The sequence below is a fragment of the Paenibacillus elgii NBRC 100335 genome, assembly GCF_004000865.1.
Classification (GTDB): domain Bacteria; phylum Bacillota; class Bacilli; order Paenibacillales; family NBRC-103111; genus Paenibacillus_G; species Paenibacillus_G elgii.
The window spans coordinates 1-26,044 of the sequence record NZ_BIMB01000066.1 but is presented as its reverse complement, the minus strand read 5'-3'; the positions used below and the strand labels follow the sequence as shown (position 1 = coordinate 26,044).

Sequence of the window (26,044 nt, the reverse complement as noted above, 5' to 3'; positions counted from 1 at the left end):
GCGAGCAGCTCCTTTATTCCCATGATTCAAGGAAGGGAACGCAGTGACAGCGGTTCAATATAGACCCTTTACGCGATGGCATAGCTTATTGTTACCTAGAAAGAATAGAGGAGGCCTATGGATGAAATTCGAGAAAGGTTTGCCTATACTATTATCCTGTATGCTGCTTTTCACTTCGGTTCCGATGTTGACCGTCTTTCCGTCAACGGGCCGGGCAGCCGGGGAGCTATCGGCACTTCAAACCGAAAAGGAGGAAGCTCTCATTTCTGAAAGCGCAATCAAATCGAATAGTGATCTATCGGGCTGGAGAATCTCCGGGAAAGGGAGGCTGGAGGATACAGAGCAAGGAATTCGGCTGGCCTCCGAACCCCAAGAGAATGTTCTGGCCATCTCGGATACCGTGGCGGATGATTTTATTTATGAGGCGGATATCATGCTGACGGACATAAACGCCGATGCAACACTGCTCTTCCGCTCCAACGAGGAAGGCTGGTCGTCTTATATGCTGCAGCTTGTGCCTCAAGCCGGTCTGCTCCGTTTGAAGGATGCCAACGGGAAGGGAACGCTAAAGGTGGAACGGCAGGTCGCTCTTGCGGCGGGCGAAATTTATCATTTGAAGGTGAAAGTGGAAGGGGACAACATCAAGGTTTATTGGGGAGACAGGTACCAACCGCTCATCGATATAAAAGATGATACCTACAGTTCGGGGTATCTTGGGCTGCGTGTTTGGGACGGCTCGGCGCTCTTTCAGAACGTGAAAGTAAGCGGCATGAAAGGGAATCTCGGCACCCCGCAGCACCGTGTCGGAACTTGGAGGCCCGATCTTAGAGGCTATAAAGGAACGGGAGCCGCCGGGCAGCAAGCGGTGCAAATTTTTGGGTTAACCCATGGCGATGTCATATTTGAAGGGGATATGTCCTTCGGCAGGGATTCGGCGGACGGTGCTATGCTCTTCAGGACCGATAAAACGGGGCTTTCGGGCTATGCGGTTTCTTTACGGAAAGACGGCAATCAAGTCCGGGCCCAGCTGCGAAAAGCGGATGGTACCGTCATCAAAACTTCAGCACAGTCCTATCTTACGCAACCGGACTCTAGACATCATCTCGAAATCTATGCCGTCGGCAATCGGATTCGGGTATTTGTCGACGGGTACGCCGAGGCTGCTGTCGATATTACCGACAACAGCTTTAAAAGTGGGCACGTCGGATTTTCCGCCTTGAATGGAAGCGTTTACTTTCAAAATATGTATGTGACTGCGGCAGCCGACTATTACACGGAGCAGTTTCGCCCCGCTTATCACTACTCGCCTGCCCGCGGGTCCGCCAGCGATCCGAACGGGCTTGTCTACTACGAAGGCGAATACCATCTGTTTCATCAGGATGGGGGAACCTGGGCCCATGCAGTCAGTACCGATCTGGTGAATTGGAAGCGGCTTCCGATCGCTTTGCCGTGGAATGATAAAGGACACGTATGGTCAGGCTCGGCTGTTGCCGATCTGGAGAATGCGTCCGGGTTATTCACAGAATCGGGAGGCAAAGGGCTGATCGCCTATTATACGTCCTATAACCCGGATTTGCCTGGGGGCAATCAGCGTATCGGGCTCGCTTATAGTACAGATCAAGGGCGTACCTGGAAGTACTCCAAGGAGCGGCCGATTGTGATCGAAAATCCCGGAAAGCAAGGAGATGACCCGGGCGGCTGGGACTTTCGCGATCCCAAGGTTGTCAGGGACGAGGAGAACGGCCGTTGGGTGATGGTCGTGTCCGGAGGGGACCACATCCGTTTTTTTACCTCGACGAATTTGCTCGATTGGACGCTGACCGATAATTTCGGCTATGGAAATTATGTTCGCGGCGGGGTATGGGAATGCCCGGACTTGTTTCCTTTAACGGTGGAAGGGACGGGTGAGAAAAAATGGGTGCTCATGATCAGTACGGGGGCCAATCCGAAGACGCAAGGCTCGGATGCGGAGTATTTTGTCGGCGAGTTGACTACGGAAGGGAAGTTTTTCAACGATAATCCCGCCGGCAGGGTGCTGCGAACGGATTACGGCAAGGAATTTTATGCGTCCATGTCCTTCTCCAATCTCCCGGATCATCGACGGATCATGGTGGCTTGGATGACCAATTGGGATTATCCCTTCGCATTCCCGACCGTAGGCTGGAAGGGAGAAATTACGCTGCCGAGAGAAGTGACGCTTAGGCGGACGGGAGAGGGAATTCGGCTCGCTCAGGCTCCGATCGAAGAGCTTAAGTCTTTGCGAAGCGAGCTTTATACCGTGGTCCATAAAGAAGTGAACCCGAATGGGGCGAATTTGCTTCAGGGTATCGCTTCAGGAGCTTATGAAATCGAAGCCGAAATTGAAATTCCGTTGGGAAGCGGGGTGCGTGAATTCGGGTTTCATCTCCGCGAAGGAAACGACCAAAGAACCATCGTAGGATATCAAGTCGCTGAAAAACAGATGTTCGTGGATCGTTCGAATTCAGGCGCATCCGATTTTTCAAATTTATTTTCAACGGTTCACACAGCTCCGCTTCAGCCGGAGGGCAGACGTGTTAAACTTCATGTTTTCGTGGATGAATCCTCCGTTGAGGTGTTCGGGAATGACGGCAGGGTTGTCTTCACGGATGTCATCTTCCCCGACCCGTCAAGCCGGGGCATGAGCTTTTACACCGATGGCGGCAAGGTGAACGTGCTGTCTATGAAGGTGTATGCGCTTAAGAACGTGTGGAACCAAACGGCGGATGGAACAACCCGAATGTTGGCGGATACAAGCATCCGGGAAATGAATGTCGGGGACAGTCAAATTTTGAATGTCGCAGTAGAGAACGGCAAACGGAACGGGACACAGCCGATCAAATGGAAAACAAGCGATCCAAATATTGTGAGGATCGAACAAGCCGACCATGCGAAAGCCGTTATTCGGGCGACCGGCGAAGGCGAAGCTGCTATTACCATTACTACTCTAAACGGAAAAGCAGCGGCGACCGTGCCCGTAAAGGTGTATGACGGCAAGTTCCTGACGAATCTAACCGGCTGGACTTCCGATCCGGCTTCGTTAAAATGGGTAGCTACCGAGCGCGGTATCCGTGGCAGTTATCCAAGCGATGCCCATTATATGTCACAGGAAACGGCGGGCAATTTCGTCTACGAAGCGGAGATGATGCTTGCCGAATCCGGCGGGGCAGGTTCCCTTTTGTTCCGGGCGAGCCGGGACGGACGCAGCGGATACTATTTTAATCTGGATCCGAATATGAAGGCCTTCAGGCTCTTCTACAAGATCGACGGAGGCTTTGCGGACAGACAGGTGCTGGCGAAGGTACCGGCTTTTGTACAGCCCGGGAAAACCTACAGCGTCAAAATCGAAGCCGATGGACCCTATATCCAAATCTTCGTGGACGGAACAAGGATCATGGACCTTAAGGACGGCACGTTTGCAGATGGACACTTCGGGCTGCATGTATTCGGAGGCCAGGCTTATTATCAAAATGTTAATGCCAGCTCGATGCAAGCGGCTAAGCTGCAAAAGGCAAGATTCACGAATATCGCGACTAACGGATTTCTTTATACGTCCAAATCGGAAAACGGGGAGCCGGCCACTCTTAAGGTTGCCGGAGAAGGCGAAGCCGCGCAAGCTTGGGTTTTGGTGCCTACAGGCGATGAGCATGGCTCCTATTCTATCCGTACCCTGGAAGGCAAAGCTTTGGATCTCGATACGGGACAAAACAAAATCCAGTTGTATAGCTACCTTGGCTTTAACAATCAGCGATGGCTGCTCCATCGGAACGAAGACGGTACCGTAAGCATATCTTCAGTTCATAACGGGAAAGTGTTTGAGGTTTCAGAAAACGGAAACGGTCTGAGCTTAAGCGAGCCTGATCCCGTACTTGACCGGCAAAAGTGGAGGATGGAAGTCGTCGAATAGCGTATGTCAGACTGTGAGTGTGTTTCCATGAGACATGCTTACAGTCTTTTTCAAATTGCGACGATTATTAACTTTTCCGTAGCAACTTTCCGAGGAGACAATGCTCCATCTACCGGCGAAAAGCGAGGTGCCGGGATAAAATTGAGTTGCCTTGGTTTGTTAGTTATCGTGAATTGGATCAACAAGCAAGGCAGCTGCATGTGTATTTAAACTTTAAGCGTGGCGCAGAGTTTTCCTGCCAGCATTGCGGCGCGAGCGGTAAAGTGCATTATATCGTAAATGAAAACAGAACCTGCAATTGATCGTACTTTTTTAGCTTCCTTCCCTTAATCTCTGCGGTTAGGATTTCGCATGTTTGAAGAATCAAGATAAGATTCCGGTATTTGTCCGCATTAGCAAATGGTAAATTCTTTGTCGCTTCGAGTTCTTTTCCCCAACGCTCATATATTTCTACTTGTTCTAATTGTTTCGCCACATGTATGCCCCCTTAAAGTCGTCTATAAGCCCAAGAATGTGAAAACAGGCGCCCCTCTTGGCGCCCGTACTGCATCGATACAGGGCAAAACTGAATATTTCGATTATATACGATCATTAGTATCGAAATTCCGATGCATCTTCGGTCGCTGAAAAAAACGCACAAGGACGTATCCTGCACGATCGATCGGGACCGATAAGGAAGGAAACGAGATTACTCTGATCGACTTTGTAAAAACCATCGTCAAAATGATATAGTATTATGACCTAGTTAGAAATTTGTCGATCGATGTCGAATTTTATGCATTAATACAATAGCTATAAAGGACGATCGATTATCCGTTTGTGGATGAAGAACTCCGGGCTTTCGGTATTTTTGAACATTCTTTTTGGAAGAGCATATCGTTCGTTTTCAACAATTCATATCAAATTAAGAGCAATATATGTTAAGTGGGCACAATTTGAGTATGTTATATTTTGAGTGAAAAACATCACAGTAGTTATGCTTGATGTTGAAAGGAGGCCCCTATTGGTAATTCATACGCCCACGAATCTGGCTCTTCGAAAATTAGGGATGTATGTAAGGGCGGACGCAGATGACTGGCAGTACAACTGGCCTGTTCATACCCATGAAGGACTCGAAGTTTATTATTTCATACGCGGGGATGCGAATTATATTATCGGAGATAATATATACGACCTATCTCCAGGAGATATGCTTCTATTTCGGGGAAGCACCATTCATAGGGTTAATCCGTCGAAAGATGTTCCCTATGTCCGCAGCTATGTAAATTTTACGGAGTCTTTTTTGCAAGAGCAGATGTCGGAAGATATGTTTGAAAAGCTAATGTCTTTGTTTGAATCGCCCAGCGGAAGGTTAATTCGTTGGTCACTGGAAGAGCGCAAAGAAGTAGAAGCGTATTTCCGGGCACTGCACCGGGAAAACGAACGGGAGTCGTTCGGATACGAACTGATTTTAAAAGCGCTTCTGGTTCAATTGCTGGTTGCCATTTATCGCAAGGCCAAACGTCTGCATGAAATTGCGCCTGCCATACAGCCATCGCACAGTCAGGAGAATGTTCGCCGCATTTTGCAATATGTAAATCAGCATTTTACGGAGAATTTCTCGCTTCAGGAATTGTCGGGGGCTCTGCATTTGAACAAATATTATATTTGTCACTGTTTTAAAGAGGTTACCGGATATACGATTAACAACTATATCATCAGTAAAAGGATCGAGGAAGCCAAAAAAATGCTTCGAACGACCGATGAGCCGGTCGGATTAATATCAGAAAAGCTCGGATTCAACACGGCGGTTCATTTCAGCCGTTCTTTCAAGAAGTACGCCGGAGTGTCACCGCAGAGTTACCGTAAAAAAGACTTTGGCGCATAATGCTTTGAGCCGCAGAGAGCAAATGGTTCAATTATCCAGACGAAGAAAAGGGGTAGAAGCGATGAATAAGAAAATGAAAGCGATATCTATTGGTATGGTCATGGTTCTGTTGACGCTTATGAGTGCCGCTTGCGCCAAGAAGGAATCGGGTGGAGGAGCGGAAGCCGGCGGTAAAAACGTAAAGCTGGACTTTGTCTGGTTCGCAGATGGAAATGAAGGCGCAATCATGAAAGATATTATCAAAGATTACGAAGCTAAAAATACGAATGTAAAAGTAAATATGATCGAAGTCCCTTATAAAGATCTGTCGACGAAATTGAAAACGATGATCGCAGGCGGAGAGCCTCCGGCATTGGCCCGAATCAGTACGACGGAGCTTGGCGGATTTGCCAAACAGGCGGTGGACTTAAGTGAGAGCAACGGCGGATTGGAGAAGTACACCGGACAGTTCATCGATTCCCTTAAACCCTTCTATGTGGTGAATAATAAAGCGGTAGCTGCTCCAATGGATGTTACGGCTAACGGATTGATTTACAATAAAACCTTGTTTGATAAAGCCGGAGTGAAGGTGCCGTCATCTCCCGACAATGTCTGGACGTGGGATGAGTTCTCCGCCGCCTTGAAGCAGGTAATGGAAAAAGGCGGGGCTAAATACGGTCTTGTGTGGGACTTTACGCCGCAACGGTGGTCGACGATTTTGTACCAATTCGGAGGCAGCCTCATGAGCCCGGATGGAGCAAAAGCCACAGTCAACAATGAAGCGGGTATACAGGCGGTTGAATATTTTAAAAAGCTGCATACCGACGGCATCGCTCCCACATCCGTATGGCTTGGCGGGGAAAACCCGAATAACTTGTTCCGCAGCGGGACGGTCGCCGCACATTTAGCAGGAAATTGGATGATTAGCAATTATAAAGATATTTCGAACTTTGAATGGGGCGTAACGTACATGCCGAAAGCCAAACAGCGTTCCTCGGTACCGGGCGGCAAATTCGCGATGGCATTCAAAAATTCCGGCGTGGAGAAGGAAGCAACCGATTTCATTAACTATATCACCACGAAAGAAGTAAATGCGAAATATACCCAAGAGGCATTGTTCCTGAGCCCGCGCAAAGACAACGCGAAGCTGGACTATGCTTTCGGTAAAGAGATGATGGAAGTTTTCTCGAACGAACTGAACAACACCGTTCCGGCAGCAGCTGAGGATTGGTCCAAGCAAACGATTGTGCCCAAATTCAGCAATGAGTTGAAGAAGACGATTTCGGAAATTATTGTTGGAAAAATAACGGGACAAGCAGGCTTAGATAAAGTTGCGGGATTAATTGATAAAGCCATCGGCGAAGAGAAGAAATAATCCATGCATCGGTACGGTTGAAGGGAAAGGAGTAAGCCTGATGTCTGTACAAACCTCTGCCGTAAAGACAATAAGGAAGCCGGGACAATCTAAAAAATGGATTCCTTATTTGTTTGTACTGCCTAACTTGTTGATTTTTACCACTTTTATCGTGATTCCAATGGTAATCGGATTCGTTTATTCTTTCCACGAATATGACGGATTGAATCCGATGGAGTTTATAGGCTTTGACAATTATAAAGAGATCTTTTCGAACAACGAGTTTTGGAGCGCACTGGGAAAAACCGCCCTGTATGCACTCATTGTAGTACCGTCGATTTACTGCCTGTCCCTCGCCGTAGCGATGATGCTGATCCAGCAAATCCGGCTTAAAGGACTATTTCGCTCCATATTTTATTGGCCTACGATGATTTCGTATATCATTGTTGGTTTGACGTGGAAGTGGATTTTCGGCGATTTCGGTGTTTTGAATTACTTTATGACGATGTTCGGCTTGGAACCGATTCATTTTTTATCGGATTCTTTTTTCGCGAATGTATCGGTGGTGATCGCAACGGTTTGGTCGCGTCTTGGATTTTATATGGTCATTTTCATGGCCGGCTTGCAGGCCATACCGAATGATTATTATGAGGCGGCCAGATTGGACGGGGCATCCAAGCCTCGGGTATTCTGGAGCATTACGCTTCCGCTGCTCAAGCCTACGACCGTACTTGTCGTGATGCTGACGCTGATCGAGGCGTTTAAGGCGTATCCGTTACTGTTTGCGCTCACGGGGGGCGGACCGGGCAAAGATACGACTTATATCGTGCAATATATATACGAAACCGGGTTTGCCAAGCAGGAGCTGGGCATGGCCAGCGCAATGTCCGTGTTATTGTTTGTTCTTATTTCGCTGTTTACCGCTCTTCAGTTCAAACTGTCAAAGGGAGGCTCCGATTAGCGTGGAATTGAAGGCATCTGCCAAAGCCGTCTTGTATATTTTTCTTATTGTAATGGCTGCCATGTGGTTGTTTCCAGTGCTTTGGATTGTCATCTCGTCCTTCAAGACGAACAATGATTTGTACAGCTTTCCCCCGAGATTTTGGCCGGAACCGATGACTTTCGAGCACTTTACGGCTGCCGTTCAGAAGGGCAACTTCGGACGATACTTCATCAACAGCACTATCGTCACGGTCAGCTCAACGATTCTGCTGCTGCTGATCAACTCGATGGCAGGGTTCGCGCTGGCTAAATATAAATTCAGAGGGGCTGCGGTGCTGCTCGTCGGGTTCGTGTCTACCTTGATGATCCCTCTTGAGGTCATTATGATCCCGATCTTTAAGGTGCTCAGCTTCCTCGGATTGTTCAACAGCCTGCTGGCTCTTATCATTCCCCCGGCGGCCACACCGACAGGCGTTTTCTTGATCAGGCAGTATTTGCTTACCGTACCGGATGAACTGCTTGAGGCGGCTCGGATGGACGGGGCATCGGAATGGCGGATTTATTCGCAAATCATTCTGCCGATCTGCAAGCCGATCTTGGCGGTGCTTGCGATTTTCTCTTTCATGTGGCGATGGGACGATTTCTTGTGGCCTCTTATTGGAATTAGCGATCCGTCCTTATATACGATTCAATTGGCCTTGTCCAACTTTATAGGAGAATTTAACGTTGATTGGGGAAGCTTGCTTGCCATGTCCGTCATTACGATGATTCCGGTGCTTGTGGTTTTCGTCATATTCCAGCGTCAATTCGTCAGCGGTATGGTGACATCCGGGATGAAATAATTGCAAAAATCCAATTCCCTTCCACCACAGGGACCGGTTGTCTCTGTCGGTGAAGGGATTTTTTAGGGGAGTTTGGGGATGGAACGCTTTATATTGTCGTTAGATCAAGGAACCACCAGTTCCAGAGCGATATTGTTCAACCATGACAGCCGGATTGTTTCAGCGGTGCAAAAGGAGTTCGCCCAATATTATCCGCAGCCCGGTTGGGTTGAGCAGGATGCGGAAGAAATTTGGGAATCGGTAGTCTCTGTCATCTCATTGTGCTTGTCGAAAGCAGGTATCGGACCGAGTCAAGTGGCGGCAATCGGTATTGCGAACCAGCGTGAAACGACGGTCGTCTGGGACAAAATGACGGGAAAGCCGATCTACAACGCTATAGTATGGCAATCCAGGCAAACCACTCCAATCTGCGAGCGGTTAAAATCCCAGGGATGGAAGGACCTGGTCCATGAGAAAACCGGCCTCCTGATCGACGCGTATTTCTCAGCGACTAAAGCAGCCTGGATTCTTGACGAGGTGCCCGGCGCCAGAGCGCGTGCGGAGCGGGGAGAATTATTGTTCGGTACCGTCGATACTTGGTTGATTTGGAAATTGACCGGAGGCAAGGTTCATGTGACGGACTACTCCAACGCTTCCCGTACGATGATGTTTAATATCCGGGAATTAAAGTGGGATACAGAGCTGCTGAAACGGTTAAACATTCCGGAATCGATGCTTCCCGAGGTCAGGCCCTCCTCTTGCATCTACGGCGTAACGGATAAGGAAATCGTTGGCGGGGAGATTGCGATTGCAGGGACGGCCGGAGACCAACAGGCCGCGTTATTCGGACAAGCGTGTTTTGAGGAAGGAGCGGCCAAAAACACCTATGGAACCGGATGCTTCATGCTGATGAATACGGGCAGTAAAGCGGTGTACTCGAAACACGGGCTGCTCACGACCATCGCCTGGGGCCTAGGCGGCCGGGTGGAATACGCACTGGAGGGCAGCATCTTTGTGGCGGGCTCCGCGATCCAATGGCTGCGCGACGGGCTTAGGATGATCAAGAGCGCCGAGGAAAGCGAAGCGTTTGCTTCACGTGTGGAATCTGCCGAAGGGGTGTACGTGGTACCGGCGCTCGTCGGGCTCGGAACCCCTTATTGGGACAGCGATGCCAGGGGAGCGGTATTCGGGGTTACCCGCGGAACCACCAAAGAGCATTTCATACGCGCAACTCTGGAAGCTCTCGCTTATCAAACCAAGGACGTACTCGCCGTGATGGAAGAGGAATCGGGGATTACTTTGCATTCGCTGCGTGTGGATGGCGGAGTGGTAAAAAACAATTTTTTGATGCAGTTCCAGAGCGATATTCTGAATGTGCCTGTCGACCGCCCGGTAATTAACGAAACTACAGCTTTGGGTGCGGCCTATTTGGCCGGATTGGCCGTAGGGTATTGGGCTGGCCAGTCGGACATCGTGAAACAATGGAAACGAAATAAAACCTTCATGCCGAATATGGACGATGCCAAGCGTCGTAACTTGTACGACGGATGGAAAAAAGCCGTTCATGCAACGAGGGCTTTTAAATAACGGATAGGAATGTGGAGGTAAATCATGAGAGTAAGCAGTAAGTTATTGCAGGTTGTGGAAGGGCATCATTATTTGGACCTCGTGACCGATGAAGCCAAGTATCGCATCTATCTGATGAATGATTATGTGATCCGAATCCGCTGCACCTTCGACGAACAGTTTGCCGAAGAAGCTTCGTATACGCTGACCATGACCGCATGGGATGACAAGATGGATGGGATGGTCGAGGAACGCAAGAGAGAGGAGGCTCTTCCGGCTCAGTATGAAGATTTGGGGACCCACTTGCTGCTCCGCACGAATCAATTGCGGCTGATGATACACCGGGAGCCTTTTGCCATTGAAATTACGGATGCGGAAGGCCGAGTGCTCCATGAGGATTTGAAGGAGCGCCCCTATGTGAAAGATAAGCACGGCCGATTGTATCATTATTCAAACCTGACGGATGAAGACCATTACTACGGCTTCGGTGAGAAAAGCGGGCATTTGAATAAAAAGAAGAGAAGGCTGCGGATGCATAATGTGGATACGATCGGTTACGATTCGGAACATACGGACCCGCTGTATAAGCACATCCCGTTCTATATTAAATTTAACGGAAAGACGCAGTCTGCAACGGGTTTGTTCTATCATAACAGCCATGCATCCACTTTTGATATGGGATGCGAACGCAGCGGCTACTGGAACAAGTATAGTTATTTTTGCGCGGACGGCGGGGAACTGGATCTCTTCTTCATGTACGGTCCGCAAATAAAGGATGTCGTCCGCCACTACACGGATCTAACGGGCAAAACGATTTTGCCGACGCAATACTCGCTTGGATATATGGGCTCCACCATGTACTATACCGAACTGGACCGGGATTCGGATCAAGCGATTTTGAACTTTCTGGATAGATGCAAGGCGGAAGGAATTCCCTGCGACGGATTCTTCATGTCTTCAGGCTACACCACTGGCGAAGACGGGAAAAGGTATGTCTTTAACTGGAATAATCAACGATTCCCTCATCCGCAAAACTTTATCGAACAAATGCGAAGCAAGGGGGCAGCATTGGCCCCTAATATAAAGCCGGGTATGCTGCTTACTCACCCGTTATATAAACAATTTGACGAGGCGGGTGCCTATATAAAAGACGATAAGGGGGACAAATCCCAAACCGACCGTTATTGGGGAGGACCAGCTTCTTTCGTCGACTTCACCAACCCGCAAGGCAGACAATTATGGAAGGACCAGTTGAAAGCATCGTTTATTAACTTGGGGGTCACTTCCATCTGGAACGACAATAACGAATATGAAATTAACAATCCGGATGCGTTGTGCGAGTTTGAAGGCGGCAAGAAAGAAATCAGCGCCTTGCGGCCGCTTCTTCCCAATCTTATGGCTCAAGCGGCCAAGGAAGCGATCGCCGAAGCTGCGCCGAATACGAGACCTTATATTGTCAACCGCGCCGGATTTGCCGGCATTCAGCGTTATGCCCAAACCTGGGCCGGAGACAACAATACGAGCTGGCACAGCTTAAAATTCAATATTCCTGTTATTTTAGGAATGGGACTGTCCGGTGTAGCGAACCAGGGCTGCGATATTGGCGGCTTCTTCGGCCCTGCCCCGGAACCGGAGCTGTTCGTCCGTTGGGTACAGAACGGGATTTTTCAACCGAGGTTCTCCATCCATTCCTGCAACACCGACAATACCGTCACCGAGCCGTGGATGTATCCTTCGTATACTCCATATATCCGGGAGGCGATTCAGCTTCGTTACCGTTTGATCCCTTATTTCTACTCTTTACTGTACGAAGCTTCCGTCCTGGGCTCTCCGGTCATGCGGCCGATGGTGTATGAATTTCAGCATGACCCCGCCACTTGGGAGGAAAGCTTCGATTTCATGCTGGGAAGGTCGATACTGGTCGCCAATGTTTTGGAAAAAGGGGCGGAAACGAGAACGGTGTACCTGCCGGAAGGCAGCGAATGGGTGGACTGGCATACAAGAGAGCGTTATGCAGGGGGACAGACGATCCGGCGTAAGGTTTCCTTGGATTCGATTCCGATGTTTATCCGCAGCGGAGCTGTTATTCCGCTCGCGCCGTATTTGCAGAACATTCATAACGACCGTATAGAAGAGCTGCATTTGCTGATCGAGCCGTCCGAGAAAGCAAGCTTCGTTCTGTATGAGGACGACGGGGTAACGAACAATTACAAGAACGGCGACTATCTGAAAACAACGATCAACGTCGAAACGGATGGAAACACCGTTATTTCTTTCAAGAAAGACGGAGCTTACGCCAGCACAGTGAAGCGAATCGTCATTGATTTGGTATGTAACCAAATTGCCCCGGTTCGAGTGATGCTCCAGGGCAGAAAGCTTCCGATGTTTCTCGATCCCGCCGAGTGGAAAGCGAAGGAAGAAGGCTGGTACTACGATCTGGAGCTTAAAACGGCAAAAATCAAGTACGACAACAGCCAAGCCGATTATGAAATTGCAGTTAACTTCGATATAAAAGACTTGATTTCCATTTAACTCGTGATCGTCGAAGGTGGGATGCAAGATGGAGAAAGCCTTTTCAAGTAACAGAAGGACGGAAATATTACAAGCCTTACCGAAGCAAACGTTCGATGTCCTTATCATCGGGGGCGGGATTACCGGGGCCGGTATTCTGCTTGATGCGACGACCAGGGGCATGAACACGGTGCTGGTGGAAATGCAGGATTTCGCAGCGGGAACCTCCAGCCGATCCACCAAGCTGGTCCATGGAGGACTGCGTTATTTGAAGCAGCTTGAGGTGAAAATGGTCGCCGAAGTTGGGAAAGAACGCGCGGTTGTGTATGAGAATGGCCCTCATGTGACCACTCCGGAGTGGATGCTGCTTCCGTTCCATCAAGGCGGTACGTTCGGAAAGTTCAGTACTTCTCTGGGACTGAGGCTCTATGATTTTTTGGCGGGAGTGAAGCGGAGCGAGCGGCGGAAAATGCTCGGCGTTCAGGAAACGATACGGCGTGAGCCGCTCGTCAAGCGTGAAGGGCTAAAGGGAAGCGGCGTCTACGTCGAGTATCGTACCGATGACGCCCGCCTCACCATCGAGGTGATGAAAGAAGCGTTCGCGCGTGGAGCGAAGGCTGTAAACTATGCCAAGGTGGAGCAGTTTATTTATCAAAACGGCAAAGTTGTTGGAGTGAAAGTCAGGGATACGATCCACGGAGCATGGTATGAGATTTTTGCCCGCAAAATCGTGAATGCCGCCGGGCCTTGGGTAGATACGCTTCGGGAGATGGATCAATCGAAAACCAAGAAACATTTGCAGCTGACCAAAGGGGTGCATCTGGTGATCGACCAATCCCGGTTTCCGCTGCGGCAAGCCGTCTATTTCGATACGCCGGACGGGCGGATGGTATTCGCTATTCCGCGGGACGGTAAAGCGTATGTAGGCACCACGGATACTGTCTTCGAGGGAGATATCGCTCATCCGAGAATGTCTTCAGAAGACCGCAACTATATCATTAATGCCATTAATTATATGTTTCCCACATTGAACCTTGGCATTCAGGATATTGAATCCAGTTGGACGGGACTTCGCCCGCTTATCTTTGAAGAAAGTAAAACGGCGTCGGAAATATCCCGCAAGGATGAAATCTGGCAGTCGGAGTCCGGATTAATTACCATTGCGGGAGGCAAGCTCACCGGTTATCGCAAAATGGCGGAAATGGTCGTCGATCTTTTGAACGACTTGTTCAAGAAGGAAGGAGTAACCCGATTTACCCCCTGCGTGACCAAAACCATGCCGATCTCCGGCGGACATGTAGGCGGACCGGATCGATTCCCAGCCTTTATCGAGCGGAAAACGGCGGAGGGCATAAAGCGGGGGTTCAGCAAGGAGCAAGCGGAGAAGCTTGTTCGAAAATACGGCTCGAATATTGATCGTTTGTACGAGCTGGCGGCTGCCCATGGAAAGAACGGTTTGGACTTCGGGCTTCCTTTAGACGTGCTGGCCATGATTGTCTACGCTATTGAAGAGGAAATGACGGTGAAACCGATCGATTTCTTTAACCGGCGTACGGGCGCGCTGCTGTTTAATATCTCATGGCTGCATGAATTCAGGACGCCGGTTATTGCATTTATGGAGCAGTATTTGCATTGGAGCGAAGAAGAGACACGGCAGTACAGGGAAGAGCTAGAGAAGCAGCTTCTCGAGGCTGTTGTCCCTGTAGATGTTAGATAATAATTCAGATTGTGCAGTCATGGGCCTCACGTGAAAGCCCGCTTGGGGCTGCCAGTGCGCTGCAGGCGGAAATCCCTTAGGAGAACGCTCGTTGGAGACAAGGTTTTAACGAAGTAAGTTCTTGTCCTATAACGATGTATGCTCTTTACCTATTGTATATTTCTATCTATATCGCATAAAAAAAGTGCTTGCCATTGGCTTTCCGATAAGTCAAAGGCAAGCACTTTTTGTACTTTATCTGTATGCTCGGTGATGGAAAGATGACTCGATTGTATTCAGGCACAATTTCTAAAATAAGGGTAAATTTCCTTTCTATTTTTACCGAAATATTATAAGATACCCAGTAAATTTTGGCAGTTAGCAACAGGAAAGGATGTTAGGATGATTAGGATAAGCAGGAATATTTTTCCTGGAGTGCTGGCAGGCATACTGTTAGCGGGATGCTCCACAGATACGACGACTCGGATAAATAATAACGGGTTGCCCACCCAATCCGCTGTTGAAAAAAACGAAAGTGAAAAGTCGAATGCCCCAAAGGATGCGGGGACGGCACCGAGTCCGACCTCGGTTCCTCCGGTGGCACCTGATCCCGTAGCATCCAATGCCAATTCCAGTTCCAGTTCCCCGTCTCCATCCAATGGGGATGTGATCCAGCCGAAGAATGAGGACCCGAGCAGCAGCGGCAATACCCTTGGAAGCGAACGGGAAAAGCCTGACTCCTCTCCTCCCGATAGGCAGCAACTCTCAGGTGTCAAGGGGGCAAGCCTGAAGGAGGCGGAACGAATATTAAAGCTGGAGTTCAATGGCGAAAATTTGTTGAGATATGGAGAAGCAATGTATGACAACGGATTGATTTACGATGCGATTCATTACATTCATCGGGCGATGGAACGAGGGAAGGAGAGCAGCCGGCTCCCTCAACTTATGAACGATTTGAGAACCGGCAGTGCGAAGGTCGAGCCACGCAAGCTGGTTGATGGCAAAAGTGCCGTTCTCTCACATGACGGTAAGTATATCGCTTACTACGAGAATGGAGGATTGATGATTTACGATCTTAAAGCTGGTAAATCGAAGCGAGTGTCGAGCATAAGTGATTCGCTCTTTCCGGAATGGAAGTGGAGCCATGACAATCGGCAGCTGGCTTATATCAACGGTAGCAGTTTATTTGTTTATGACTTGCCGAAAAATGAAATCTGGGAAGAAAAGTTCGATTCTTCCTTGGACCACTTTATTCTTTGGTCGGCAAACAGCCAAAAAATACTAGTGGGAACCTATGATAAAAAGAAGGAGAGCTACGTGCCCCAGTTGTTTGATCTAAGTACCCGAAGTCATATTCAGCTTGAGGGGAGTTTTGGCGGCTATCTGAAGCCTTTTGAGGATACGCCCCAAATATTTCGGCAAATCCGGAGGGATGGCCGGGTGTTTGACGTTGCCGTGCAGGACAAGAAGGAAACATTGGTTGGAACGATTCCCGTGGGCCTGAGCAGCCTCACTCTGACGCCAGATTTGAGCCAAGGCGCCGGATTTAGCGAAATGAATTTTGATCATGGGACGAGCTTTGGCAGAAATCCGCAATATTTTAATTTTCGATCGGTAAACACGCTCATGACATTTGATTATTCCTACAGTTTACGCGAAAGCTTAAGAATAACAGACAGCGGCCGCTGGATCGCCCTCAACCAAAGTGCAACCATGCCTTCGGAGGGATCGAGCATAAGTAATGATGTTCCTTTTTCGACCTTGTGGCTGGCAGAAACCGAAGGTAAAAGGCGTATTCCGGTCGATTACGGATATATCAGCACAACCCCGCATTCTTTTTCGGACGATGTCTCCTTGTTCGTGTATACCAAAGAAACGAGAATAGACGGTTATCCCAGAAAATTTGAGATTTATCAAGTTTCCTTATCAGGGGTTTCCAAATAAATGGGGGGAGTCGGACGGATGGATAAGCCGCTGATTTATTTGTTCATCATTTTGATTTCGATCACGCTCTGCTCTTGTCAAGCTGTGCAGCCATCAGTTGCGGATAAGAAACCCGTGGAAAAATATGCATCTAATCAAGATCAGTCCGCGGAACCAACGAAAGCTTTACCAAAGAGCGATGCAAAGCCGAAAGCGGTTGAATCTGAATCATCGCAACAGACAACAAGCGCTGCCGGAGAGGCCGTGAAACCGCAACAGGCGGCGCAGCAAGCAGATGGGGCTGAGCAAGCGGCTTTACCGGCTAACCAAGCCCAAGAGCCGCCGAAACCTTTCAGAGAAGGCAAGCAAAGTACTCAAGAAACGGACATAGGGTTTACTTCCGAGCCGCCTTTGCTTTTGCATAATGCGAATATTTCGTTTAAACAAATTGAGGATGATTATTTACGCGAAGGTAACCAGGAAAGTACTTTGAAGTATGGAGAAGCCATATATCGTCAAGGTAATATAGACGATGCTGTCATTTATTTTGCTTCAAGCGGTACTAAGGGAACGCTGGGCAAAGATATCGCGGCTATCAAGGAGGAGGCCGCCCGCGGATATTCCTCCTTGCAGCCCGTAAAATTGGGTGATGGACACGTGCCGTCGCTCTCTCACGATGGAAGATATATAACTTATTTGACGAACGATACGTATAACGGCGAGCTCGTCATTTACGATACAAAGAATGGTTCCCGGGAGACAGTCGGAGAAGGCGGCTATTCGAAGGATGCTCCGCCCGTCTGGAGCTGGGATAACAGGCTCGTTGCGTTTGGCGAGTTCAAGTCTTTGCATATTTACAATATGGAAAGCCGCAGTTTAACTACAGAGCCGTTAGACGGACGCATTAAGGAGCTCGTCTGGTCGAAAGACCACGACCGAATCGCTTACAGTACGGCGGAGGGGCGAAAAATCCGGGTTTATCAACTCAGTACCCGCCAGCACAAGGTTATTGCCGAAGGCAGCGACCTTAAGCTTATAGGGTTCAGCGAGGATTCAAAAGCATTGCGTATTATGAAGAAAGATCGTGTATATGACGTCACGCTGAGCGATTTGAAAGAAAAGGATATTTATACGCATCCGTCTTCCGTAGAGAATCCGGTTTGGTCAGTAGACGGAGAAAAGGGTGTCGGGCAGCTGCATGGTGAACGCGTGAGAGCGAACCAATTTCATGAGGCCAGGAACAATCCTGTATTTTTTCAAAGAGCCGAATTCAAGGCTCTGCTGAGCTTTTCTTATTCCAAGGTTTCCGCTCTTCGCCTGAATCAAAGCGGGTCGGTTATGGCTTTCATCCAGCAAGAGTCAACCGCCCAAACCTCCGAACAAGGAATGCTGTGGGTGGCAAGTACGGATGGCAGCAAACGCAATCCCGTTGATTATGGAACGATCATAACGACCCCGCGAGCATTTTCGGATGACGGTAGTGTATTCGTTTATTCCAAAACTAGATATAAGTCGGTCCAAAAGTCGGATCATGAGCTGTATATGCTTAAAATCAAGTAATCCAATATCAGCGAAATCAAGCTTTAAGCGGCAGCGAGCTGGCTGGCAAATTTGAAAAGACAGACTGCAAAGAATGACCTTGGCAGTCTGTCTTCCTCATTTATTCGAAGCGGGCAGCTCGATTTTGGTTTCCAATCCGTATTCGGTCGTCCAGGATGTTGGGGCGTATCGTCTGTCATAGTTCAACCGGTTTCCTTCATACGTCCCCGTATAGGGCAGGCAGTTGGCGGCCTTGATCGTCGAAAGCGGCTATACCGACACGCAAGATCCAGCCGCTATAGGATCACATTTCATTTACACTTTTCTGTTTATCCCTCCCTCAGCATCGTTGACCATAAATAATTTAAATAGTAACAATAGATGATTTCAATTTTTGATTCCGCTGAAGCTATGTTACATTCGAGATGTCATCGAGCGGGATGACTTAAAAAGAAAGCGCTATTTTTGTCTGGAAACATCATATTATGTAAAAAAACCATATGAAAACGAGGAATTCTCTATGATTACTACAAAAAACAGCAACGATATTTCGCTTATCGGCGTGCCGCTTCAACTCGGTGCCAATCGTTCTGGTGTAGACATGGGGCCGACTGCGATTCGGAGTTCGAAAATTCAAGCAAGGCTGGAAGCGTTGGGTTTCCGCGTCAGTGATTGCGGCGATATCGAGGTTAACCGCTTGCACGATCGGTGTGATCCTGATGAAAAATTAAAGTATTTGGCGGAAATCGTTCGCGTTAATACGAAATTGGCTGAAGTGGTAGCCCAAGAGATGGGAACAGGCCGTTTTCCTCTCGTTATCGGCGGAGATCACAGTGTTGCTATCGGTACAATTAAAGGTATCTTGCAGCATGTGAATAAGCTTGGTGTCATTTGGTTCGACGCGCATACCGATGTGAATACGGAATTTACGACCACTTCGGGTCACATTCATGGAATGTCGCTGGCTGTATTGTTAGGTCATGGGCATCCAAGTCTTACTTCGATTGGGGGAGCGCACAAGAAATTAGATCCGCGCAATGTTGTTATTATCGGGGCGAGATCGATCGATCCAGGCGAAAGGCTGTTCTTGAAGGAGCAAGGCATTCGCGTATTTACGATGTATGACATCGACAAATATGGCATGAAAACGGTCATGGATGAAGCGCTAGAGCGGGTTTCGGCAGGTACGGACGGTATTCACCTCAGTCTGGATTTGGACGGGATGGACCCGCGGGAAGCGCCCGGTGTTGGAACGCCTGTGGAGGGCGGGATTACTTATAGAGAGAGCCATTTTGCTATGGAATATCTGCATGAACATGGCGCTCTTGTCTCCGCGGAAATTGTAGAAGTGAATCCGATGCTCGATGTGAATAACAGGACGGCCAAATCCGCTGTCGACTTGGCCGGCTCGCTTTTAGGAGAACGAATTCTATAAAGTCATTTTGATCGGGGAGGCCCTGCCATGACACAGACAAAACAAATTATCGAACAGACTGAAAAATACGGAGCTGCAAATTACCGTCCGCTGCCTATCGTTATCTCTAAAGCGGAGGGAGTTTGGGTGGAAGATCCGGAAGGCAACAAATATATGGATATGCTAAGTGCCTACTCCGCGTTAAATCATGGGCACAGACACCCGAAAATCATTCAAGCGTTGAAGGATCAAGCGGATAAAGTTACTTTGACATCCCGCGCGTTTCACAATGACCAGTTAGGGACATTTTACGAAAAACTGTCGCAGCTGACGGGGAAAAGTATGATCCTTCCGATGAATACAGGTGCAGAGGCCGTGGAAACGGCGATCAAAGCCATTCGACGCTGGGCGTACGGCGTGAAAAAAGTGCCTGCCAATCAAGCTGAAATTATTGTTTGTGAAGGCAATTTCCATGGACGTACGACTACGATTACTTCTTTTTCCTCCGAGGAAGAATATAAGGCTGGATTCGGGCCGTTCACACCCGGGTTCAAAATTATTCCGTACGGTGATCTGGAAGCTTTAAAAAACGCGATTTCGCCGAATACCGCTGCATTTTTGTTCGAACCGATTCAAGGAGAAGCGGGCATCAATATTCCGCCCACCGGATTTATCCAAGGAGCGCAAAGGCTTTGCAAGGACAACAATGTCTTGTTCGTTGCTGATGAAATCCAAACGGGCTTCGGGCGCACAGGCAAGTTATTCGCTTGCGACTGGGAGAATGTGAAGCCGGATATGTACATTTTGGGTAAAGCATTAGGCGGAGGGGTGTTTCCGATTTCTGCGGTCGCTGCTGACCAGGACATTCTTGGCGTGTTTAACCCGGGTTCTCACGGCTCTACTTTTGGCGGCAATCCGTTAGGCTGTGCAGTTGCAATTACGGCATTGGATGTTCTGCAAGAAGAGGATTTGGTTCGTCGTTCCGAACAATCGGGACAATATTTTATGAATAAGCTAAAAGAGATCAAAAGCAGCAAATTGAAGGAAATTCGCGGCCGCGGCTTATTCATCGGGCTGGAATTGAACGAACCGGCGCGCCCTTATTGCGAAAAGCTGAAAGAGCTGGGCCTGCTGTGCAAGGAAACGCATGAAACGACGATTCGTTTTGCTCCGCCGTTAAATATTTCGCAAGAAAATTTGGATTGGGCGCTTGAGCGAATTGTATCGGTTTTTCATGAAGTAGAAGCTGCAGCCCAGTAAGGATGAAACGAGGCGAATTCATGATAGAACAGAAGGTTCATGGCGTGACCGAGTTGCAGCGCACGATGAAGAGCAGGCATGTATATATGATTTCACTCGGCGGAGTTATTGGCACAGGGCTGTTTATCAGTTCAGGCTATACGATTAGTCAGGCGGGACCCGGCGGTTCTATTCTCGCGTATTTGGTAGGCGGACTCATCATGTATCTCGTTATGATGTGCCTTGGCGAATTATCCGTTGCCATGCCTGAATCAGGCTCTTTTCAAACGTATGCGACCAAATATATCGGACCTGCCACAGGATTTACGGTCGGCTGGTTATATTGGTTTGGTTGGGTGATTACATTAGGCTCTGAGGTTACAGCTTCCGGATTAATCATGAAGCGCTGGTTTCCTGATGTACCGACATGGATCTGGTGTACTATCTTTGTTATTATGCTCTTTTTACTGAATGCTCTTTCTACAAGAGCATACGCCGAGACGGAATACTGGTTTGCGAGTATTAAACTTTTTACGATCATCGCATTTATTGTTTTAGGCGGCGCTGCTATGTTTGGGTTTATTCACATGAAAGGGTATTCGTCTGCCCCTATGTTTTCTAACTTTACGGGAGAAGGCGGTTTATTTCCTAATGGTTTAGGCGGCGTGTTGATGTCGATGGTCACGGTTAATTTTGCTTTTCAGGGCAGTGAGCTCGTTGGAATTGCCGCGGGAGAAAGCAAAGATCCGGAGACTTCCGTGCCGAGAGCCATTCGAAATACAGTCTGGAGAATTATTTTATTTTTCCTGTTATCCATTTTTATTGTCTCGGGATTAATTTCGTGGAAAGAAGCGGGAGTCATAGAAAGTCCGTTTGTTATGGTTTTTGACAATATCGGTGTTCCTTATTCTGCTGACATTATGAATTTTGTTATCTTAACTGCTCTATTGTCCGTTGCGAATTCGGGACTGTATGCTTCATCCCGTATGCTTTGGGCTCTTTCAAGAAATAAAATGGCTCCTGTCGCTCTAGGAAAATTAACAGCAAAGGGAGTACCGCTAAATGCATTAATCATTAGTGTCGGTATTGCCTGCTTGTCGCTGTTTTCCAGCGTTTACGCAGCAGATACCGTTTATCTATGGCTGGTTTCGCTTGCCGGATTGAGCGCTATTATGGCTTGGATGGCTATAGCTGCTTCGCAGTACATGTTCCGAAAAAAATTTCTCAAACAAGGCGGACGTCTTGCTGACTTGAAATACCGTACCCCGTTGTATCCCTTTATTCCAATAGCAGCCTTTATCCTATGTACGGTTGCTTGCATCGGGCTTGCCTTTGACCCGAATCAACGGCTTGCGCTGTACTGCGCAGTACCATTTGTTACTTTTTGTTATGTTATTTATCACATGAAGTTTAAGAAAAAAAAGCAGGCGTCAAGGGTAACCAGTAATCACTGTGAAATTTGAAACCGCTTACCGATTGAAAGCAGAGTTCCCATAGGAAAGAGGCTTTGATCCATTTAGGTAGAAAAAATGGTAGAAGGGAAGCTCCTCCTGCCATTCTTTCTGTATTCAATTTCAATCCTCCAAAGGTTTCCAAGCCTGCTTGAGAAGATCGCTAAAGCTTTGAATATTGGCTTCTTCCGACCTGGATTTGAGGTAAATCAAAGAGGTTTCAACCCGATGTTGAAAACGATGAATCGGGACAAGCTTCCCCGTAGCCAGCTCCTCCTTGATTCCGTCCGAGCTTAGCAAAGCGATGCTTGTTTGATTGATTGCCGAATGTTTGATCGCTTCGTCGCTGCCGGACTCAATGATGTTCGTAGGTTGATATTGTAATTCAGATAGACATCCTTTAATGACGTCTTCTAGATTACAGCTTTCTCTATAGGTGATCAGCGGGTAATGGGAGAAAACCGTGGACAAGTCATATTGTTGGGCGATCTCTTGGGTCGTAACCATCATAACCTCTTCGGTGTCCAGATTAATCGATTCCATCTCGGGTGAGTTATACTTTCCCGCGATGATTCCGATATCGGCTTGATGGGAGCTTATTAACTTTATTGTTTCTTTACTGTTGTAGCAAGCCAAATCCAATTTAACCTTCGGATGGTCTTTAATGAAAGAACTGATTAACAACGAGAGATGCCGGCCGTAGTAATATTCAGGGGCTGCAATGGCAAGTTTGCCGTACGGTTCGTCAAGCGTTTTTAAGGCGGACTCCAAATCGCTTATAGCGTTCAAAATGATGTCTGTATGGTGCTTCACCAATTTTCCGGTAGGGGTTAAAAACGTTTTTTTACCGACACGATTAAATAAGGGATGCCCCAATTCTCTTTCCAATGCTTGAATTTGGACAGAGATCGTAGGCTGTGTATAGGATAAAATTTCGGCTGCTTTGGACAAATTTAATTGGTCGGCGACGACTTGGAAGGTTTTAAGGTTTCTGAGTTCCATTGTATACCTCCAAACTAACTGCAAACAATAAACAAATAAACCAGACAATTCCTCTTTATTATATCAATGAAATAGTTCCGTTGCCAGAACTCCAGGTTCGTCATGAGCGCACACGGCTGCGCTTGGACCCTGCCGTACCCCAAAAGGAATAGACCGGAGTTCCTTATGTATCAAGAAATCCCGGTCATCGAATATACTTCTCTTTCCTATGTTCATCAACTGGACGATTTCGTCCATAGTGCTCCCTGGATATATCGGTCGCCCCACTCGCACATGATGTCGATAATCGGTTTAAGCGATTCCCCCAAACCGCTTAATTCGTAAACGACCTTCGGCGGAACTTGGTTGTAAACCGTTCTGATAATAACGCCATCCTCTTCCAATTCCCTCAGATGCTGGGTCAGCATTTTTCGGGTGATGTTCGGTATAACTCTTTGCAATTCGCCCGTTCGTTTGGCTCCATATGTCAAGTGACATAAGATCAGTGCTTTCCATTTGCCCCCAATGACATCTAGCGTAGCTTCAATCGGGATGTTATAGTGCCGATCCGGATTCGGTTTCATGTTAGGTGCCTCCTATCATAATAGAGGTGCTTTTTTGTATGTATGTTACTTTTTGGTGACAATGTCACAAGAAAGTGCGTACTTTTCTAACTCGATTATATGATAGATAATCTCCTTGTCCAATACGGAAGTCGGTGTTTTAAATTTTCCGTTTCCGTAAAAGGATAAAAATATCGATAGGAGGTTATATCCAATGGGGAAAAACGGTCAAAAGACCCGAACTGCCGGCCATATTTCATGGGGCTTATTGTTCGTTTTGTGTGGCGCCATCTTTCTGGAAGGGATCGACGTGTCGATGATTGGCGTGGCTTTGCCTTCCATCCGCGCCGAGCTTGGCATGTCGACCGGTTCGCTACAATGGGTAGTTAGTGCCTATGTACTAGGCTATGGCGGTTTTATGCTGCTGGGAGGGCGTGCAGCGGACCTGTTCGGCCGAAGGAAAATGTTTTTGACTTGGCTCACGGTATTCCTCGTCTTCTCCGGATGTGGAGGACTGGCCACCGAAGGATGGATGCTGATCGTCGCTCGATTCGTTACAGGCATTAGTGCGGCGTTTATGACTCCCGCCGGCTTATCCATCATCACGACGAGCTTTGCGGAAGGGCCGGCCCGTAACAAAGCACTGCTGGTTTACGCCGGGACAGCGGCTGCCGGTTTCTCTCTTGGACTCGTTGTAGGAGGGATATTAAGTGAGCTCAGTTGGCGGTGGGTTTTTTATGGCCCGGTCATATTCGCATTCGTGATTCTTCTGGCCGCCATCCGTCTCATACCGGACTCGGGTCGACCGGAGTCCTCCGCCCAAGGCTTCGATCTGGCCGGAGCAATCAGCGTCACTGGGGCAATGCTTCTCCTTGTATACGGAGTTGTAGAGGCGTCCAACATGGGCTTGAGCTGGACGATTGGCGCACTTGTCTGTAGTGCAGTGCTTCTTGGTGTCTTTGTAGTCATTGAACGACGTTCGGCGTCCCCTTTGGTGCGTCTTGGTATCTTCGCTGCCGGCTCGCTGGTACGCGCTAACCTCGGTGCGATGTTGTTCGCCGGTTCCTTTTTCGGGTTCCAATTCTTGACTGTCCTATACCTGCAGGAACTGCGCGGATGGTCATCTCTTGAAACCGGTCTTGCCCTACTTGCTGTCGGTGTGGATGCCATACTCGCACCAACCCTGACCCCGAAGCTGGTAAATCGTTTCGGCAACATTCCGGTGATATTCGGAGGTTTTTGCCTTGCTGCCGTGGCTTATGCGTTATTTCTGCCTATCGGTCTTGATTGGACCTATGCGGCTATGTTTCCGACAATGATCCTGACAGGTGTCGCCTTTTCTCTTACCTACGGACCACTCACCATTGCCGCTACAGACGGAATTTCAGAAGAAGAGCAAGGGCTGGCCAGCGGTCTGCTGAACACTTCTTTTCAATTTGGCGCCGCTCTCGGTCTGGCAGTAGTAACCGCTGTGAATATTGCCGCCACAGGAATTGACCAATCCCCGCAAGCGTTGCTTGACGGATATCGTACAGCTATGATCGTACCGATCGCAGCATCCATTCTCGGTATTATCATCACTGCGCTTGGCCTTCGCAAGCGGGCTTCGGTCCATTATGTAAACAATTAAAGCGTTAACGACAAATAAACCATTGGAGGATAACAAAATGGCAGCTATATTCATCGCAGGCGGTTATGGGATTGTTGGGAGCAACATAGCCAGGCATGTACGAAAAATTAACAAAGAGATCGAAATTATTATTGCGGGTCGAAATCCGGATAAGGGGGCGGCCCTGGCAAAAGAACTGGGGAATGCGAGAACAGTTTATCTAGATTTGGATAAATCTATCGAATCATATGATTGGGGACAAATTGATCTCATCGTTGCCGCCTTACAGGATCCGGCTGATGCATTAATCAACGTTGCCCTGACATCGGGAATTGCACATATCGGTATTACGAAGTTAGCTGATGAGGTAACACCTTTCTTGCTTTCAGCGCTTAGGACTCCGCCAAGCCGACCAATCGTTCCACTTGGCCACTCGCAATCCGGAGTCATGACGCTACTTGCACTGAAAGCCGCCGAAGCATTCAGCCGGATTGATTCTATAGAATTGGCGGGGCTCTACGATGATCAGGAACAGATGGGACCTATGACGGTTGGCGATGCCGAAGGATTTATCGTTAAGGCTGAGAAGACTCCCTCTTCGATAAGGGGGAGATGAATCAGCATCTCTTGTGTACAAATGCAAACATATGTTCTATAATGTAAT

Annotated in this window: 18 protein-coding genes; 15 read left to right on the top strand and 3 right to left on the bottom strand. The window is 48.3% G+C overall.

Annotated elements, in window-relative coordinates; translation table 11 throughout:
* Positions 1 to 121 precede the first annotated feature (121 nt).
* Positions 122 to 3,925 (top strand): GH32 C-terminal domain-containing protein, encoded by a 3,804-nt coding sequence (locus tag PEL01S_RS30685; protein WP_127462931.1) that lies wholly within the window; start codon positions 122 to 124, stop codon positions 3,923 to 3,925.
* Between the two features lie 268 nt (positions 3,926 to 4,193).
* Here PEL01S_RS30685 and PEL01S_RS30675 read toward each other — a convergent pair whose 3' ends face one another.
* On the bottom strand, positions 4,194 to 4,400 hold the full coding sequence (locus tag PEL01S_RS30675; protein WP_127462930.1) for a hypothetical protein: 207 nt from the start codon (positions 4,398 to 4,400) through the stop codon (positions 4,194 to 4,196).
* Between the two features lie 528 nt (positions 4,401 to 4,928).
* On the opposite strand from PEL01S_RS30675, the gene PEL01S_RS30670 reads away from it, so the two are divergent.
* The 12 genes from PEL01S_RS30670 (at position 4,929) to PEL01S_RS30615 (ending at position 22,239) form a co-directional block, all read left to right on the top strand.
* The gene (locus tag PEL01S_RS30670; protein WP_127462929.1) at positions 4,929 to 5,792 is read left to right on the top strand and encodes an AraC family transcriptional regulator; all 864 of its coding nucleotides are present in this window, start codon (positions 4,929 to 4,931) and stop codon (positions 5,790 to 5,792) included.
* A 61-nt stretch (positions 5,793 to 5,853) separates the two neighbouring features.
* Positions 5,854 to 7,146 (top strand): ABC transporter substrate-binding protein, encoded by a 1,293-nt coding sequence (locus PEL01S_RS30665; RefSeq protein ID WP_127462928.1) that lies wholly within the window; start codon positions 5,854 to 5,856, stop codon positions 7,144 to 7,146.
* A 40-nt stretch (positions 7,147 to 7,186) separates the two neighbouring features.
* Positions 7,187 to 8,086 (top strand): carbohydrate ABC transporter permease, encoded by a 900-nt coding sequence (locus tag PEL01S_RS30660; RefSeq protein ID WP_063180943.1) that lies wholly within the window; start codon positions 7,187 to 7,189, stop codon positions 8,084 to 8,086.
* A gap of 1 nt (position 8,087) precedes the next feature.
* Positions 8,088 to 8,909: a carbohydrate ABC transporter permease gene (locus PEL01S_RS30655; RefSeq protein ID WP_127462927.1), complete on the top strand. Its 822-nt coding sequence runs from the start codon at positions 8,088 to 8,090 to the stop codon at positions 8,907 to 8,909.
* A 78-nt stretch (positions 8,910 to 8,987) separates the two neighbouring features.
* A complete protein-coding gene (gene glpK, locus PEL01S_RS30650) occupies positions 8,988 to 10,475 on the top strand; it encodes a glycerol kinase GlpK (RefSeq protein WP_127462926.1) in 1,488 nt (495 codons plus the stop codon).
* Positions 10,476 to 10,499: 24 nt separating this feature from the next.
* The gene (locus PEL01S_RS30645; protein WP_127462925.1) at positions 10,500 to 12,986 is read left to right on the top strand and encodes a glycoside hydrolase family 31 protein; all 2,487 of its coding nucleotides are present in this window, start codon (positions 10,500 to 10,502) and stop codon (positions 12,984 to 12,986) included.
* Between the two features lie 28 nt (positions 12,987 to 13,014).
* Positions 13,015 to 14,682 (top strand): glycerol-3-phosphate dehydrogenase/oxidase, encoded by a 1,668-nt coding sequence (locus PEL01S_RS30640; RefSeq protein WP_127462924.1) that lies wholly within the window; start codon positions 13,015 to 13,017, stop codon positions 14,680 to 14,682.
* Between the two features lie 381 nt (positions 14,683 to 15,063).
* Positions 15,064 to 16,605, top strand: a complete 1,542-nt coding sequence (locus PEL01S_RS30635; protein ID WP_127462923.1) for a hypothetical protein — start codon at positions 15,064 to 15,066, stop codon at positions 16,603 to 16,605.
* An 18-nt stretch (positions 16,606 to 16,623) separates the two neighbouring features.
* The gene (locus tag PEL01S_RS30630) at positions 16,624 to 18,144 is read left to right on the top strand and encodes a TolB family protein (RefSeq protein ID WP_127462922.1); all 1,521 of its coding nucleotides are present in this window, start codon (positions 16,624 to 16,626) and stop codon (positions 18,142 to 18,144) included.
* A 499-nt stretch (positions 18,145 to 18,643) separates the two neighbouring features.
* A complete protein-coding gene (rocF, locus tag PEL01S_RS30625; RefSeq protein ID WP_127462921.1) occupies positions 18,644 to 19,558 on the top strand; it encodes an arginase in 915 nt (304 codons plus the stop codon).
* A 27-nt stretch (positions 19,559 to 19,585) separates the two neighbouring features.
* Positions 19,586 to 20,797: an ornithine--oxo-acid transaminase gene (locus PEL01S_RS30620; RefSeq protein WP_127462920.1), complete on the top strand. Its 1,212-nt coding sequence runs from the start codon at positions 19,586 to 19,588 to the stop codon at positions 20,795 to 20,797.
* A gap of 20 nt (positions 20,798 to 20,817) precedes the next feature.
* Positions 20,818 to 22,239 carry an amino acid permease gene (locus tag PEL01S_RS30615; RefSeq protein ID WP_239551550.1) on the top strand — a complete coding sequence of 474 codons (1,422 nt, stop codon included), beginning with the start codon at positions 20,818 to 20,820 and terminating at the stop codon, positions 22,237 to 22,239.
* A 111-nt stretch (positions 22,240 to 22,350) separates the two neighbouring features.
* Here the strand turns inward: PEL01S_RS30615 and PEL01S_RS30610 are convergent, their stop codons facing one another.
* Complete coding sequence (locus tag PEL01S_RS30610; RefSeq protein ID WP_127462918.1) at positions 22,351 to 23,229, bottom strand: LysR family transcriptional regulator; 879 nt, start codon at positions 23,227 to 23,229, stop codon at positions 22,351 to 22,353.
* A 215-nt stretch (positions 23,230 to 23,444) separates the two neighbouring features.
* Positions 23,445 to 23,792, bottom strand: coding sequence for a winged helix-turn-helix transcriptional regulator (locus PEL01S_RS30605; protein ID WP_063180920.1), 348 nt, complete (start codon positions 23,790 to 23,792; stop codon positions 23,445 to 23,447).
* Between the two features lie 193 nt (positions 23,793 to 23,985).
* Between PEL01S_RS30605 and PEL01S_RS30600 the strand changes: the two genes are divergently transcribed.
* Both PEL01S_RS30600 and PEL01S_RS30595 read left to right on the top strand, forming a co-directional pair.
* Positions 23,986 to 25,401, top strand: coding sequence for an MFS transporter (locus PEL01S_RS30600; protein WP_127462917.1), 1,416 nt, complete (start codon positions 23,986 to 23,988; stop codon positions 25,399 to 25,401).
* 37 nt (positions 25,402 to 25,438) lie between these two features.
* Positions 25,439 to 25,996: a hypothetical protein gene (locus PEL01S_RS30595; RefSeq protein ID WP_174807033.1), complete on the top strand. Its 558-nt coding sequence runs from the start codon at positions 25,439 to 25,441 to the stop codon at positions 25,994 to 25,996.
* Positions 25,997 to 26,044: the final 48 nt, after the last annotated feature.